The sequence below is a fragment of the Embleya sp. NPDC059237 genome (assembly GCF_042754105.1).
Taxonomy (GTDB): domain Bacteria; phylum Actinomycetota; class Actinomycetes; order Streptomycetales; family Streptomycetaceae; genus Embleya.
Window position 1 is genome coordinate 237,378 of record NZ_JBHZAE010000018.1, and the last position, 15,198, is coordinate 252,575.

General features: G+C 71.2%; 13 protein-coding genes, 1 tRNA gene and 1 pseudogene. 12 read left to right on the forward strand and 3 right to left on the reverse strand.

The features are described 5' to 3' along the window. The first annotated feature begins 175 nt into the window (after nucleotides 1-175). Nucleotides 176-3,475, forward strand: coding sequence for a penicillin acylase family protein (locus tag ACFXKZ_RS40760; protein ID WP_380009167.1), 3,300 nt, complete (start codon nucleotides 176-178; stop codon nucleotides 3,473-3,475). Nucleotides 3,476-3,493: 18 nt separating this feature from the next. Here ACFXKZ_RS40760 and ACFXKZ_RS40765 read toward each other — a convergent pair whose 3' ends face one another. After that, nucleotides 3,494-4,081, reverse strand: coding sequence for a 5-formyltetrahydrofolate cyclo-ligase (locus ACFXKZ_RS40765; RefSeq protein WP_380009169.1), 588 nt, complete (start codon nucleotides 4,079-4,081; stop codon nucleotides 3,494-3,496). Nucleotides 4,082-4,172: 91 nt separating this feature from the next. On the opposite strand from ACFXKZ_RS40765, the gene ACFXKZ_RS40770 reads away from it, so the two are divergent. The 11 genes from ACFXKZ_RS40770 to ACFXKZ_RS40820 all read left to right on the forward strand — a co-directional run bounded on the left by ACFXKZ_RS40770 (nucleotide 4,173) and on the right by ACFXKZ_RS40820 (nucleotide 14,074). Further along, nucleotides 4,173-4,916 carry a GGDEF domain-containing protein gene (locus tag ACFXKZ_RS40770; RefSeq protein WP_380009172.1) on the forward strand — a complete coding sequence of 248 codons (744 nt, stop codon included), beginning with the start codon at nucleotides 4,173-4,175 and terminating at the stop codon, nucleotides 4,914-4,916. Nucleotides 4,917-4,925: 9 nt separating this feature from the next. After that, nucleotides 4,926-5,852, forward strand: coding sequence for a UTP--glucose-1-phosphate uridylyltransferase GalU (gene galU / locus ACFXKZ_RS40775; protein WP_380009175.1), 927 nt, complete (start codon nucleotides 4,926-4,928; stop codon nucleotides 5,850-5,852). Continuing rightward, nucleotides 5,849-7,069 (forward strand): gephyrin-like molybdotransferase Glp, encoded by a 1,221-nt coding sequence (glp, locus tag ACFXKZ_RS40780; protein WP_380009178.1) that lies wholly within the window; start codon nucleotides 5,849-5,851, stop codon nucleotides 7,067-7,069. Before galU ends, glp begins: the two co-directional genes overlap by 4 nt. Before the next feature lie 240 nt (nucleotides 7,070-7,309). Next, a complete protein-coding gene (moaC, locus tag ACFXKZ_RS40785; protein ID WP_235618915.1) occupies nucleotides 7,310-7,777 on the forward strand; it encodes a cyclic pyranopterin monophosphate synthase MoaC in 468 nt (155 codons plus the stop codon). An 8-nt stretch (nucleotides 7,778-7,785) separates the two neighbouring features. Beyond that, nucleotides 7,786-8,460 carry a molybdenum cofactor biosynthesis protein B gene (locus tag ACFXKZ_RS40790; RefSeq protein WP_380009181.1) on the forward strand — a complete coding sequence of 225 codons (675 nt, stop codon included), beginning with the start codon at nucleotides 7,786-7,788 and terminating at the stop codon, nucleotides 8,458-8,460. After that, nucleotides 8,445-9,074 carry a GNAT family N-acetyltransferase gene (locus ACFXKZ_RS40795; RefSeq protein WP_380009184.1) on the forward strand — a complete coding sequence of 210 codons (630 nt, stop codon included), beginning with the start codon at nucleotides 8,445-8,447 and terminating at the stop codon, nucleotides 9,072-9,074. The genes ACFXKZ_RS40790 and ACFXKZ_RS40795 overlap by 16 nt, the downstream gene beginning before the upstream one ends. A gap of 287 nt (nucleotides 9,075-9,361) precedes the next feature. Further along, nucleotides 9,362-10,621 (forward strand): gephyrin-like molybdotransferase receptor GlpR, encoded by a 1,260-nt coding sequence (glpR, locus tag ACFXKZ_RS40800; RefSeq protein ID WP_380009187.1) that lies wholly within the window; start codon nucleotides 9,362-9,364, stop codon nucleotides 10,619-10,621. Nucleotides 10,622-10,670: 49 nt separating this feature from the next. After that, nucleotides 10,671-10,744 (forward strand) — tRNA-Ala (locus ACFXKZ_RS40805). Nucleotides 10,745-11,178: 434 nt separating this feature from the next. Then, entirely contained in the window at nucleotides 11,179-11,685 is a 507-nt protein-coding gene (locus ACFXKZ_RS40810) for a hypothetical protein (protein ID WP_380009190.1), read from the forward strand. Nucleotides 11,686-11,813: 128 nt separating this feature from the next. Further along, on the forward strand, nucleotides 11,814-13,070 hold the full coding sequence (locus tag ACFXKZ_RS40815) for a 7-cyano-7-deazaguanine synthase (protein ID WP_380009193.1): 1,257 nt from the start codon (nucleotides 11,814-11,816) through the stop codon (nucleotides 13,068-13,070). A gap of 167 nt (nucleotides 13,071-13,237) precedes the next feature. Next, entirely contained in the window at nucleotides 13,238-14,074 is an 837-nt protein-coding gene (locus ACFXKZ_RS40820) for an SGNH/GDSL hydrolase family protein (protein WP_380009196.1), read from the forward strand. A gap of 272 nt (nucleotides 14,075-14,346) precedes the next feature. On the opposite strand, the gene ACFXKZ_RS40825 is transcribed toward ACFXKZ_RS40820, so the two are convergent. Next, entirely contained in the window at nucleotides 14,347-14,928 is a 582-nt protein-coding gene (locus ACFXKZ_RS40825; RefSeq protein ID WP_380009199.1) for a TetR/AcrR family transcriptional regulator, read from the reverse strand. Nucleotides 14,929-14,968: 40 nt separating this feature from the next. Then, nucleotides 14,969-15,198 (reverse strand): annotated as a pseudogene (locus tag ACFXKZ_RS40830) (phospholipid carrier-dependent glycosyltransferase); the annotation flags it as partial.

Consider the following 15,198-nt stretch of genomic DNA (forward strand, 5'->3'; position numbering starts at 1 on the left):
CGGGGGGCCCTGCCGCGCCGGCGAACCGGCGATCAATTACCTACGCCTGGGAAATATTTTACCAAAGCGAAGGATCCATACCCCACAGGGGTCCCGTCTCGTACCCGTGGCTGTGCTGTCGACGACACTCGGCTTTTAAGGTGTCCCTTGCCGCACCGACCGCATAAGGACCTTGATGCCTCCCTCGAAGACGCCCGACCCGGAGCAGCCCCCCGGTGGCCAGGACGCCTCATCCTCCGGGTGGGACGACTGGCCCACGGGCGAGTGGCCCACATCGCAGTGGGCCGCGGCGGATCCGGTCGCGGCCCAGCGGCGCGCGGAAGAACGCGCGGAGCGTGAGCGCCGGGCCGCGCCCGAGCCGTACGACGAACCCGAGCCGTACGTCCCGCAAGAGCCAGAGCAAGAGCCCTACGTCCAGCCCTACGTCCCGCAGGAGCCGTACGCGCCGCGGCAGGACGCGTATCCGGCGCGGGAGCCCCACGCCGGACAAGAGCCGTACGCCCCACCGGAGTCGCCCGCCCCGGGGGAGCCCTACCCGCCCCTGGAGCCGTACGCGGAGCCGGCCGCGGGGTCGGTCCCGCCGCCCGCCGCGGCGCCCGTACCGCCCGCGCCGCGCGCCGCCGAGCCACCGCCGGCCGGTCCCGCGCCCGCGCCGGTACCGGTACCGGCACCGATCCCGGCACCCGCGCCCGAGCCCGCCCCCTCGCCCGCACCCTCCGCCGCGACCGGCTCCACCGCCGAGTCCGCGCCCGAGGCCGCCGAGCCCGCCGCCGGCGGCACCGGCAAGGTCAAGGAACGATCGAACACCCCCAAGGGGCCGTCCAAGGCCTGGCGCCGGTTCCGGCTGACCGCCATCGTCTTCGTCGTGGTGCTCGCCATCGCGGCCGGCGGACTCGGTTGGTGGGGCTGGCAGTTGTCCCGCGACTCGTTCCCGCAGACCAGCGGCACCGTGCGGATCGCGGGGCTGACCGGCAAGGTGGACGTGGTCCGCGACGCCCAGGGCATCCCGCAGGTGTACGCCGACACGTCCGAGGACCTGTTCCGGGGGCAGGGCTACGTACACGCCCAGGACCGGTTCTGGGAGATGGACGTACGCCGGCACATGACCGCGGGCCGGCTCTCCGAGATGTTCGGTTCCGGGCAGGTGGACAACGACAAGTTCCTGCGCACGCTCGGCTGGCGCAAGGTGGCCGAGCAGGAATACGCGGCGCTGGCCCCGGAGTCGCAGAAGTTCCTCCAGGCCTACGCCGACGGGGTCAACGCCTATCTGAAGGACCACAAGGGCGCCGACGCGTCGTTCGAATACGCGCTCCTCGGCCTCGTGCACGACGGCTACAAGGCCGAGCCGTGGACCCCCGTCGACTCGGTCGCCTGGCTCAAGGCGATGGCGTGGGACCTGCGGACCAACATGCAGGACGAGATCGACCGCGCGCTGCTGTCCGACAAGTTGACGGTCAACCGGATCGATGAGCTGTACCCGCCCTACCCATACGACACGAACAAGCCGATCGTGCGCAACGGCGACATCGTCAAGGACGGCAAGACCGAGCGCTTCGCCCAGGACGCGCCGCCGCCGGCGCCGTCCAAGAACGCGCAGTCCGCGCTGGCCAACCTCTCCGAGTCGTTGTCCAAGCTGCCCTCGCTGTTCAGCGAGAAGTCGTCGGGCGTCGGCTCCAACTCGTGGGTGGTGGCCGGCAGTCGCACCACCACCGGCAAGCCCCTGCTCGCCAACGACCCGCACCTGTCGCCGTCGCTGCCGTCGGTCTGGTACCAGATGGGGCTGCACTGCCGCGCGGTCGGACCGCAGTGCCAGTACGACGTCTCCGGCTACACGTTCTCCGGCATGCCCGGCGTGATCATCGGCCACAACCAGAAGATCTCCTGGGGCTTCACCAACCTCGGCGCCGACGTGACCGACCTGTACCTGGAGAAGGTCCAGGGCGACGGCGTGCTCTACGACTCCAAGTGGGAGCCGTTCAAGGAGGTCCGCCAGGAGACCATCAAGGTCGCCGGCGGCGCCGATCGCCGGATCACCGTGCGCACCACCCGGCACGGACCGATCCTGACCGACGCCTCCGACGAGTCCGACGACCTGAAGGATGTCGGCAAGGACGCGCCGATCCCCGACCTGAGCCCCCAGCGCGAGGACGGCTACGCGGTCGCCCTGCGCTGGACCGCGCTCGACCCCGGCAGCTCGATGGACGCGCTCTTCCAACTGGACCGGGCGCAGAACTGGAACGACTTCCGCGCCGCGCTGAAGAACTTCGACGCGCCGTCGCAGAACGCGATCTACGCCGACGTCGAGGGCCACATCGGCTACCAGGCGCCCGGCAAGATCCCGCTGCGCCGCAGCGGCGACGGCCGGTGGCCGGTGTACGGGTGGGACCCGAAGTACGACTGGCTGGGCACCATCCCGTTCGAGTCGTTGCCGAACGTGTACGACCCGCAGGAGGGTTACATCGTCACCGCGAACAACGCGGTGACCTCGCCGGCGTACCCGTATCTGCTGACCTCCGACTGGGGGTACGGCGCCCGCAGCGCGCGGATCGAGGAGATGATCGTCAAGGCGCCGGGCAAGATCGATCCGGCGATGATGCAGAAGATGCAGATCGACGACGTCAACCCGGTCGCGCAGTTCCTGGTCCCGGCGCTGCTCGCGGTGCGGATCGACGATCCGTGGGTGCGCGAGGCGCAGGACCTGCTCAAGGACTGGGACAAGCGCAACGACGCCGACTCCACGGCCGCGGCGTACTTCAACGCGGTGTGGCGTCAGGTGCTGATGCTCGCGTTCGGCGACAAGATGCCGTTCTCGGTCCGGGCCGACAACGACTGCGCGAGCAACGCGGACAACACACACGTGCAGTGCGGTGACCGGGACGACTCGACCGCGCAGCCCGACGGCGGCGACCGGTGGAACGAGGTCGTGCGCACACTGCTGGCCACCCCGGAGAGCCCGTGGTGGAACATCTCCAAGAACCCGGGCGCGGTCACCACCCGCGACGGGCTGCTGCACAAGGCGATGACCGAGGCGAAGAAGGACCTCACCGCCCGGCTCGGGAAGAACATCGACACCTGGTCGTGGGGCCGGCTGCACACGCTGACCCTGCGCAACCAGACCCTGGGCACCGAGGGTCCGGGCGTGGTCAAGTGGATGCTCAACCGGGGGCCGTACGCGATGTCCGGCGGCGAGGGGCTGGTCAACGCGACCGGCTGGAACGCCGCGCAGGGCTACGAGGTGACCACCGTGCCGTCGATGCGGATGGTGGTGGACATGTCCGACCTGGACGCGTCCCGGTGGATCAACCTGACCGGCGCCTCCGGGCACGTGTGGCATGACAACTACACCGATCAGACCGACCTGTGGCGCAAGGGCAAGACGCTGCCGTGGGCGTTCACGCCGGCGGCGGTGGACAAGGCGGCCAAGCACCGGCTGACCCTGCTCCCGGCCGGTCCGGCGGCGCCGGGCAAGCCGTGACGGGCGCCCGCGGCGGTGCTACCGGGTGAACCGGTACACCGCCGCGGGCGTCACCGCGATGTCCACGGGCACGTCGTGCGGCTCGGCCGGCACCCGGTCGAGCACCTCGTCGTCGTACAGCAGCACCACGGTGACCGCCGCCTCCGGCACCCGGGCCAGCGCCCGGTCGTAGGAGCCGCCGCCGCGCCCCAGCCGCATCCCCCGGCGATCCACCGCCAGCCCGGGCACCACCAGCACATCGGCCGTGCGCACCGCCTCCGGGCCGAGCCGCGGCCCGATCGGCTCACGCAGCCCGCGGCCGGCCGGCACCAGCGACGCCGGCCCCTCGTACAGCGCCCAGTCCAGGTCGTTGTCGGCCAGCAGCACCGGCAGCAGCACCCGCCGGGTCGACCCGGCGGTCAGGTCCTCGGCCAGATCCCGCCCGCCCGGCTCGGAACCCACCGGCACATACGCCGCGACGGTGCCCGCGGCGGCGATCTCGGGGAGTGCGAGGAGCGCGTCCCGGAGCGCGCGACTCGCCGCGACACGCCGGTCCGACCCGGCACGTGACCGTGAGTTCATCAACTGTGACCTCAGCGTGGCCTTGTCGTTGAGGATGTCCTTCATGCTGTTCCCTGAATGACGTGTTTGGACGGGTTACCGAAGGAGTCCGCGCAATCGACACAGTTCGCGCCATCGCACCGGACCCGGATCCCGCATGAGCCTGACTTTCGAACGCCTCCTGATCATCCTGCTCGTCGGCGCGCTCGCGGTCGCGGTCGGCTCGCTGACGGTCGCCGTACGCCGGTTGCGCGCGATCGCCGGCAACGAACTGCCCGAACTGCGACACGAGGTCACCCGGTTGGAGCTGAACCGGGCCGAGTTGGAGCGGTTGTCGGTCACCGATCCGCTGACCGGCGTGTGGAACTACCGCTATCTGCAACTCGTGCTGGACCGCGAGGTGATGCGGGCGACCCGGTTCGGTCGGCCGCTGGGGCTGCTCATGCTCGACCTCGACCACTTCCGCGCGGTCAACGAGCGGCACGGCCACCAGGGCGCGGGCGCGGTGTTGCGCGAGGTGGCCCAGCGGCTGGCCCTGGAGATCCGCCAAGTGGACACCATCGCCCGGTACGGCGGCGAGGAGTTCGTGATCCTGCTGCCCGAGACCGACGCGGCCGGGGCGGCCAAGGTGGCGGAGCGACTGTGCTACGCCGTACGCCGGGGCACGTTCGGCGCGGCGACCGACCCGGTCCCGCTGACCCTGGCGATCGGCACCGCCGTGCTGCCCGAGGACGGCACCCACGCCACGACCCTGCTGCGCGCCGCCGACCGCGCGCTGGCCCGGGCCAAGCGGGCGGGCGGCGACCGGTTCTGCGGCCCGGACCCGGCCGAGACCGGGCCGGCGGCCGACAACCGGCCAATCGCCGGGCTTCATGGCACCCCCGGCGACCTCACCCGTTAGTGTGCGGTCATGTCTGCGCGTCATGCGTTCCGGCTCACCAAGGCGGTCGTGCCCGCCGCCGGCCTCGGTACCCGGTTCCTGCCGGCGACCAAGGCCACGCCCAAGGAGATGTTGCCGGTCGTGGACACGCCGGCCATCCAGTACGTGGTCGAGGAGGCCGTCGCGGCCGGGCTCACCGACGTACTGATGGTCACCGGGCGCAACAAACGCGCCCTGGAGGACCACTTCGACCGGGCCTACGAACTCGAACACGCGCTGGCCGCCAAGGGTGACCTGGACCGGCTCAAGCTGGTCCGCGAGTCGAGCGAGTTGGCCGCGATCCACTACGTACGCCAGGGCGACCCGCGCGGCCTCGGGCACGCGGTGTCCTGCGCCCGGCCGCACGTGGGCGACGAGCCGTTCGCGGTGCTCCTGGGCGACGACCTGATCGACCCGCGCGATCCGCTGCTCGCCACGATGCTTCGGGTACGCAGCGAACTCGGCGGCAGCGTCGTGGCGTTGATCGAGGTCGACCCGGCGCAGGTGCACCTGTACGGCTGTGCGGCGGTGGAACCCCTGGCCGAGGGCGTCTCCGAGCCCGGCGTGGTGCGGGTGACCGACCTGGTGGAGAAGCCGGAGACCGGGACCGCGCCGAGCAACTACGCGGTGATCGGGCGCTATCTGCTGGACCCGGCGGTGTTCGACGTGCTGGAGCACACCCCGCCCGGTCGGGGCGGCGAGATCCAGTTGACCGACGCCCTGCGGGTGCTCGCGAGGCGCGGGCCGAACGAGGGCGGCACCGTGCACGGCGTGCTGTTCGAAGGGCGCCGCTACGACACGGGCGACCGGGCCGACTATCTGCGTGCCATCGTGAAGCTGGCATGCGAGCGTGAAGACCTGGGGCCCGAATTCCGGGCCTGGTTGAGGCAGTACGTGAACGAGGAGATGCACGGATGAAAAGCGTCGAGGACCATCTGAGCGGGATCCTCGAACGGATCGCCCCGCTCGCCCCCCTCGAACTGCAACTGCTCGACGCGCACGGCAGTCTCCTGGTCGACGAGGTGGCCGCCACCGGCGACCTGCCGCCGTTCGACAACTCGTCGATGGACGGCTACGCGGTGCGGCTGGCCGATGTCGCGGACGCGGGCGAGCAGTACCCGGTGGTGCTCGAAGTGGTGGACGACATCGCCGCCGGCGACACCCCGAAGGTCGCGCTCGGATCGGGCACGTGCGCGCGGATCATGACCGGCGCGCCGGTGCCGGAGGGCACCGAGGCGATCGTGCCGGTGGAGTGGACCGACGCGGGGCTGCCGACCGTGCGGATCACGAAGGCGCCGTCGAGTGGGCAGTTCATCCGGCGGCGGGGCGACGACGTGTCGGCGGGGCAGACCGTGCTGGACGCCGGGACCACGATCGGCTCCGCCCAGGTCGGTCTGCTCGCCGCAATCGGCCGGGAGCGGATCCGGGTCCGGCCCAGGCCGCGCGTGGTGATCCTGTCCACCGGCAGCGAGCTGATCCAGCCCGGCCGGCCGATCGGCCCCGGGCAGATCCGCGACTCGAACAGCTACATGCTCACCGCCGCCGCGCGCGAGGCCGGCGCGATCGCGTACCGCGTCGGCAACGTGCCCGACGACCCCAAGGTGCTGATCGACACGATCGAGGACCAGCTGATCCGGGCGGACCTGGTGGTCACCACCGGCGGGGTCAGTGCGGGCGCCTACGACGTGGTCAAGGAAGTGTTGTCCGAGCTGGGCACGGTCGAGTTCGGCAAGGTCGCGATGCAGCCGGGGATGCCGCAGGGTTTCGGCGTGATCGGCCCCGACGAGACGCCGATCTTCACCCTCCCCGGCAATCCGGTCAGCGCCTTCGTGTCCTTCGAGGTGTTCGTCCGGCCGGCGCTGCTGCGGATGCAGGGTGCCGCGGTCACCGAGCGCCCGACCGTGCGGGCGACCTGTTCGACGGCGCTGACCTCTCCCGAGGGCAAGCGTCAGTTCCTGCGTGCGTGGTACACCCCGCCGGTGGACGGCGTGGGCGAGGGCACCGTCGATCCGGTCGGCGGCACCGGCTCCCACCTGCTCGGCAGCCTCGCCCGGGCGAACGCGCTGATCAGCCTTCCCGCCGAGGTCACCGCGGTGGCCGAGGGCACCGAGGTGTCCGTGATGCTGCTCGGCTGAGCGGGCGGCGGCGTCTGCGTCCGGGCGCCGCGATCCCGGTCCGGGCGGGCCCGTGTATGCGGGGCGCCCGGTTGTGCCTCTAACGTTGCCCCGACATGAAACGCCGGTTCGACGCACACGGAAGTCGGACACGGACGGCACTTCGACGCCCACCGCAACGGGGGGCTCACCGTATGGGGTGGACAGTTGACGCGCGGCGCCAAGAACCTCACGCACCTCGACGAGGCCGGCGCGGCCCGGATGGTGGACGTCACGGCCAAGGACGTCTCGGTCCGCACGGGCACCGCGTCGGGCCGGGTGCTCGTGTCGCCGCGGGTGGTCGAACTCCTGCGCGGCGAGGGCGTACCCAAGGGTGACGCGCTGGCCACCGCCCGGATCGCGGGCATCATGGCGGCCAAGCGCACCCCCGACCTGGTACCGCTGTGCCACCCGATCGCGCTGCACGGCGTCGCGGTGGATCTGTCGGTGCACGACGACGCGGTGGCGATCACCGCGACCGTGCGCACCGCCGACCGCACCGGCGTCGAGATGGAGGCGCTGACGGCGGTCTCCGTGGCGGCGCTGACGGTGGTGGACATGGTCAAGGCGGTGGACCCGGGCGCGGTGATCACCGACGTACGGGTCGAGGCGAAGACGGGCGGAGTCTCCGGGGACTGGCAGCGGGACCCGGGGGCAGGGGCCACACAACGGGACGGAGGGCAAGTCTGATGCGAGCCATGGTGATCACCGTGTCCACGCGCGCGGCGGCCGGGACCTACCAGGACGAGAGCGGCCCGGTGATCGTGCGCGGGCTGCAACAGATGGGCTTCGAGACGCGCGGGCCGCAGATCGTGCCGGACGGCGAGCCGGTCGCCCAGGCGCTGCGCGACGCGTGCGCGGGCCACTACGACGTGATCATCACCACCGGGGGGACCGGGCTCAACCCGTTCGACCAGACCCCGCAGATGACCAGTCGGGTGATCAGCTACGAGGTGCCCGGCATCGCCGAGGCGATCCGGATGGAGAACTTCGACAAGGTGCCGACCTCGATCCTGTCGCGCGGCATCGCCGGCGTCGCGATCACCCAGGACTCGCACTGGACCTACCGCAGCCTGATCGTCAACCTGCCCGGCTCGCCGGGCGGCGCGCAGGACGGGATCACGGTGCTGGCGAAGGTGTTGCCGCACGTGGTGTCCCAGCTCCAGGGCGGCGACCACGCGCGCGGCGGCGGTTTCGGCGGCGCCGGCGGTGCCGGCGGGTTCGGCGGCGGGCCGCAGCAGGCTCCGCCCGGCGGCGGGTACCAGGGCGGCTACGGCGCGGGTGGCGGCTACCAGGGTGGTGGCGGCGGGGGCGGCTACCAGGGCGGCGGGGGCTACGGAGGGGCGCAGCAGCCGCCATGGGGCACGCGCTGACCCGGGGCTGGCCCGTGGAACTCGCCGAGGGCCGGGTGACGCTTCGGCCGATCCGGGCCCGGGACGCGGCCGCCTGGCAGGAGGTGCACACCCGCAATCGCGAGTGGCTGCGCCGCTGGGAGGCGACTGTGCCGCCGGGGTCGGCGGCCGGGCGGCGGCCGACCTTTCGGCAGATGGTCCGCTTTTTGCGGGCCGAGGCCGGCGCGGGGCGGATGTTGCCGTTCGTGGTGCTGTACGACGGGCAGTTGGTCGGCCAGGTCACCGTTGCCGGGATCACCTGGGGGTCGATGTGCTCGGCGCATGTCGGCTACTGGGTCGACGAGCGCGTCGCCGGGCTCGGCGTGATGCCGACCGCCGTCGCGCTGGTCTCCGACCACTGCTTCTTCCGGCTCGGGGTGCATCGCCTGGAGGTGTGCATCCGGCCGGAGAACCGGGCCAGTCGGCGCGTGGTGGACAAGCTGGGATTTCGCGAGGAGGGCCTGCGCCCGCGCTACCTGCACATCGACGGCGACTGGCGGGACCACCTGGCGTACGCGCTGAACGCCGAGGAGGTCCCGGAGGGGCTGTTGATGCGGTGGCGCGCCTATCGGGAGAGCCGGGGGTTCACCTGGTAGTCACCGCCGCCTTCGGAATCTCTTCGATGTCGATCCCGCCATATCGACACATCGATCTCGCGATTTCGCTACTCTCCCGGAGATATGAGCGGTGTCACCTCGGCAGACCCCGGAGCCTCCGGGGGCACGGCTGCCCGGTGGGCCTCGGGGGGCTCGGCGACCCCGAGCGATCCGGTCGCCTCGATGATCCCGGTAGTCACATCCGTCACATGGGCATCAGAACGGATCGCACGACACACCGTGCCTAATCCGACGATGCGGTGCCCATCCGGCTTAGCGTGTGAAGCGTGAACGGCAGCGGCCTGATCTACGCAGCGATCGTGGGGGCCTGGGCTGCCTATCTGGTGCCCATGTGGCTTCGCCGACAGGACGAGCTGAACGAGGCCCGGCCGACCGAGCGTTTCACCACCGCGATCCGGATCCTGTCCCGTCGCGGCGCCTTCGAGCGGCGCTCGGCGCGGGCGCTGGCCGAAAAGAGCGGTACGGAGGGCGCCGAGCGCCGCGCCGCCGGTGAGTCCGGGCGCGGGCGGCGGCCGTCGGGGACGGCGGGCGCGGGGCCGGGTGTCGGGGCACAGGCTTCGGGTGCGCAGGGCTCGGGTGGGCAGGCTTCGAGTGCACAGGCTTCGGTGCAGGCCCCCGCCGGGCAGTCCTCGGGTGGCCAGTCGTCGGTGCCGCAGCAGGCGACCGGGTCGGGTGCCGGGTCCGCCGCGGCGGCCAAGGGCAAGGCCGGCGGCGCGGGCAAGCGCCCCGCCGCGCCGGTGCGCCGGGACGAGGGGCGCGCCGCGCTGCTCACCCGTCGCCGCCGGGTGATCGCGAGCCTGTTCGCCGGCTTCACCGCCGGCGCGATCCTGGCCGGTGTGGCCGGCCTCGCCTGGGTGTGGCTGCCCGCCGTGCCCGGCGTGTTGTTGTCGGCGTACATCGTGCATCTGCGGGTCCAGGAGCGCCGCCGCTACGAGGCGGGGCTGCGCCGGCTGGGCCGACCGGCGGGCAAGCCGGGCACGCCGGCCGACGCCGGCGCGGCGCACGAGGCGCGGGTCCGGGCAGCCCGGACGCGTGAGGCCGCCGACGGCGCGACGGCGGATCCCCGGCCCGCGACGCCGCCGACGGCCGGCGAGGGGCGGCAGGTCCGTACCCCGCGTTCGGGCTCCGGTGCGCCGGGTGCGTCCGGCCCCGCGGGAGCGGGCGGCGCCGCCGGCCCGGCCGGCTCGGCCCGGGGTCGACGCGAGCGTGCGGAGGAGGAGCCGGCGCTGGCCGAGTGGATCGCCGAACTGGCCACCGGTGACGGCCCCGACCGGGACGCGTGGGACCCGGTCCCCGTCCCGCTGCCCACCTACGTGACGGCCCCGGTCGTCCCGCGCGGCGACACCGAACAGGAGCCGGAGCGCCCGCAGATCCACGCCGTCCCGGACCCGCAACCGGCCGAGGCACTACGCCCGCCCACCCCGTTGTTCGACCAATACGCCGAGGACACCCGCACCGGCTACGGCGCGTCGGTCGACTCCCTCCCGCTCTACGAACACGAGTGGCGCCGAGCCGGCAACGAGTGAATACCCGTGCACGAGCCGGCTCGGGGAGGTGGTAATGTTTCTCCTCGTTGGGCCTGTGGCGCAGTCTGGTAGCGCACCTCGTTCGCATCGAGGGGGTCTGGGGTTCAAATCCCCACAGGTCCACACATCACGAAAGCCCCGCCGAACTCCGGCGGGGCTTTCGTCATTTCCGGATTCCACTGTGTGGTCGTCGGTTGGTAAAAGCGCGGAATCCCATCAGGCGCGGTGCGATCCCGATCAATGCGTCGAATCATGGCCGACTCACCCCCTACCGGGCGGTTCCTTCGTCTGCTGCCATGGAAGGTGCCAGGCGGGCGGCATCGACACCGGGGGGCACGGTGGGGACATCCACGCGGTGGGATGGACCGAGCGGGAGACCATGGAGTTCCGTAGGCGGTCGGCTGACCCGGTGGGACCCGGACGGGCCTGATGCCGAGGATCGCCTTCGGGGGATTGCCCGGGGCTATCTCCTGGCCCTCCAGTCGACCGTGCGTGACGATCCCACGGCATTCGGCCTCTACGACGCCGCGTGTGCGGCGGGCGAACGATTGGCCGCGGTGCTGGAGGACCCGCCGCGGATGGAGACCGAGGCGGATTTCCTGGCCGGGCTCGTCTCCCGGATCGCCGGAGAGGGCGGCACCCTTGCGGACGCGGTCGTGCGTAGAGCTGTCGTGGCGGCGGGGCGTCAGGTGCTCGAACAGCACCCGGAACCGGAATCGGGCGCAAGAACGGGTTCGGCCGGTCGCGGTATCGCCTCGGATGTCCTGTGCGACCTCTATCGATTCTTCTTCGCCGACGTGGTGGCCGAATTTCTGCGCTCCGTCGTGGCGGAGAAGGTGAAGTCGGCCGTTCCGGTGCTGCCTGTCATCGATCCGGAGGACGTGATCAGCGGCTGGGTTGCGGACCATGTGTTGGAACTGGTCCCCGATCCCTGCGAGACCGCCGATACGGAAGGTTCACCGGGCGGGTTGTCCCACGTTGCTCGGGGCCTTGTGCCGCGCACGGTCGGCATGATCCTCGGCCTTGTCACTCCGTTCGCCGGCGACGTGGGGGAGTCGGTGTGACCGGGCCCGGTCGACTCGTGTGGTGGTCGGCGCACCCGAGGGATACGGCGACGGCACCCGAGCACGCGACAGTGGTCGGTGCGGACTCGTTCCAGGAACGCGAGGGCAGGGTCACCGGAGCGGATCGGTTGCCCGGTCTCGTCCCTGCCTGGGCCGAGGACCTGTTTCGCGTGGCTCGGGCCGCCTTCATCGCGGACAAGTACATTCGACGAAGCACCGCCGTCGACAACTGGACGCGCCACATCCACCTCTCGGTACCGGTGACCGATCCCGAACGTTGGGGGTCGCCCGTGGCGTCGGCTCATTTCACTACGTTGCTTCAGACGCTTACGGCAGACGTGTGGGAGGTGTCCTTCCGCGCGTTCCGACCCGAGTACACGTGCGAGGCGCTGCCGTTGGCGTACGAACGCCAGGTGAGTGAAGTGGCGTTGTTGTCGGGCGGCTTGGACTCCCTGAGCTGGGCGGCCACCCGTGCGGGAGCCGGTGGAACCAGTGCGCAGGGCCTGGTGTTCGTGATGTTCCGCGAGATCAGTCTCGACGCGGTGCAGCAACGGGTGTACGCGTCGGTTCGACGTCTGCGCCCCACCCGGGACATCTCACTGGTACCCCTGCGGCAGACCCCGAAGGGCGACGGATCCGGAGACCGACTGGAGACTTCTGCGCGCACCCGAGGACTGTTGTACACAACCGGTGCGGTTCGCATCGCCACGGCTCATCGGGTGCGGATCGTGCACGTGCCCGAGAACGGACAACTCGCGCTCAACCCACCGCTGACGCCGGCCCGCGCCGCGGCCTGCTCGACCCGTTCCGTCCATCCTTGGACGTTGCATCACCTGAATGCGTTGATGGCCGAGATCAGCGCCGGCGACGGTGCGGTGACGGTGGTGAATCCCCTTGGGCAGCTGACCAAAGGGGAGGTGTGTCGGGCCGCGCTGGACGCCGGTTTGAGAGCGGCCGAGCTGGAGGGCACGGTGAGTTGTGGCAAGCCGCCGATTCGGCAGGGGCAGGGCTTGACCATGGCCAACTGCGGTGTCTGTTACCCGTGCCTGGTACGGCGTTCCGGTCTGCTCCACTCCGTGGGCTTCGATCGGACCGTGTATGAGGTCGAGCCATGGTCTCTCGGTGCGGACTCGGAAAGGGACGAGGATTGGCGGGCCCTGCAGCGTCGACTGTGCAGGCCGCACACGCTCTCGGACCTGCTCGGTGATACTCCGTTGCCGCCGGGAACGGATGCGAAGGCCGCGCTGGATGTGCTGGTTCGTGGTTGGGGCGAGCTGTCCGGGCTGCTCGAATTCGCGCTGCGGGCGCAGCCCGTGAGCGCGGCGTCGGGAATGGCTTGGCCTGACGTCGAAGCCTTGAGTGACGAAGCGGCGCCCGGTGTGTGAACAGTGATCTTTCGGGCCGGGGTGGGAATGTCCGGGGGTCGATCGGCCTTGCTCGAAAGAGTGCGTCTCGCGTGGTGACGTGCGGGGCAGCGCCGCGTGTAGCGGAGTGTGTTCGGGTGGTTATTACGGTCGCGTAGGCGAGGTGAGCGGTGCCAACATCGGGTGACATGGCCGAGCTTGTGAATCCACACGGGAATCTGTCCGGAATCAACTCTTATGTGGCCATCGGCGACAGCTTTACGGAGGGCGTCGGGGATCCCGGGCCCGACGGGAACTATCTCGGGTGGGCCGACCGGTTCGCGGCTCGGCTGGCGGTGGAGCGGCCGGGGTTGCGGTACGCGAATCTCGCGGTGCGTGGGAAGTTGTTGCATCAGATCGTCGAGGAGCAGGTGCCGCTGGCGATTGCGGCGCGGCCCGATCTGGTGACGTTGTGCGCGGGGGGCAACGATGTGCTGCGGCCCGGGAGCGACCCGGACAAGCTTGCCGCGGAGTACGAGGAGGCGGTCGCCGCGCTGACGGCGACGGGCGCGCGGGTGGTGGTGTTCACCGGGTTCGATACGCGGTGGGTGCCGGTGCTCAAGTTGATCCGGGGCAAGGTGGCCACCTACAACGAGTTGTTGCGGGCGGTCGCGGATCGGTACGACTGTGCGGTGGCCGACATGTGGGGGCTCACCTCGCTGCACGATCGGCGGGCCTGGAGCGAGGATCGGCTGCACCTGTCGCCCGAGGGGCACGATCGGGTCGCGCTCAAGGTCGGGCGGGCGCTCGGGCTGGCCGTGGACGGTGACCCGGATGCGCCGTGGCCGGCGGAGGAGGTCGCGGTGACGGCGGGGGCGGCGCGGTTGGAGAACGTGCATTGGGCGCGGGAGCACCTGGTGCCGTGGATCGGGCGGCGGCTTCGGGGGCAGTCGTCGGGGGATCACGTGACGGCGAAGCGGCCGGAGTTGGCGCCGTTGGACCTGGCTGCGGCGCCGGTCGCGGAGCGCGCGAGCCGGGCGTCCTAGTGCGGGTGGGCGGGCCCGGCCGGCCGGTCCTCGGGCCGGACGGGCCAATTGGTCGGCCCGAGTCGGTTGTCCTCAAGCGCCGGACGGGCTGAGTTGGGTTGTGTTTGCCGTTCGGGTGGCGGTTCCCGAGTGCCTGCGGTGGGCGTCCTCAAGCGCCGGACGGGCTGGGATTGGTTGGGTTCGGCGGCTGAGGCTGCGGACCGTGGTGCCTGTGGTGGGCGTTTTCCCACGCCGGACGGGATGTGAAGGGTGTGGCTTGGTTTCGGGGGCCGTCAGGGGGGTGTGCCGGCCTCTGTGGTGGTGCCGAGTAGGAGTAGGTGGGTGGCTCGGCAGATTGTGTGTTCTACCTCTGTCATGGTCATTCGGCCGAAGGCCCAGCTGAACAGGGCGCCTTCCCAGGCGATGCCGAGCAAGTGGACGAACTCGTCGGCGTTGGTCACCTCGTCCGCCAGGGCCGTGCGGAACATCGTGTTCATGATGCGGTTGATTTCGCGGTGGCAGTCGCCCACGCCCGGGTCGGAGGAGCCGAGGGCGTGGATCAGGGCGGCGGTCAGGCGGGGGTGGCGGGCCATCGTGCGGCAGGTGTCGCGCAGGATCGCGCAGACCCGCTCGGCCGCGTTCGCGCCGTCCGGGCGGGCCGCGCCGCTGCGTTCCAGGGCCGCGATCCACTCCAGGTGGGTGGCCGCGAGCAGGTGGTCCTTCGAGGAGAAGTGCCGGTAGATGGTCGCCGAGGAGAGCCGGGACAGGCGGACCACGTCGCGCATCTGCACGCTGTCGTAGCCGCCCTCCGCGGCCAGGTCGCGGGTCGCGTCGATGGCTCGCCTGCGTATGTCCTGCTCCCGCGTGACGGGCACCGGTGCAGCCTCCCTCGGCATCGACGGCGACATCGCGCCGCTAGATCCAGGTGCTGAACCACATGCGGTCCAGCCATCCGCTGCGGGTGATCGTCTCACCGGTGAAGATCGGGTAGAAGTAGAGGAAGTTCCAGGCGATCAGGGCGATGATCGCGACCACGCCCGCGGTGCCCCAGGCGCGTCGGCGTTCGGTGGCTCCGGGTGGGCCGAGGAGTGCGCCGAGCATCATGGTCACGGCCAGGCACAGGAACGGGACGAACGCGACGGCGT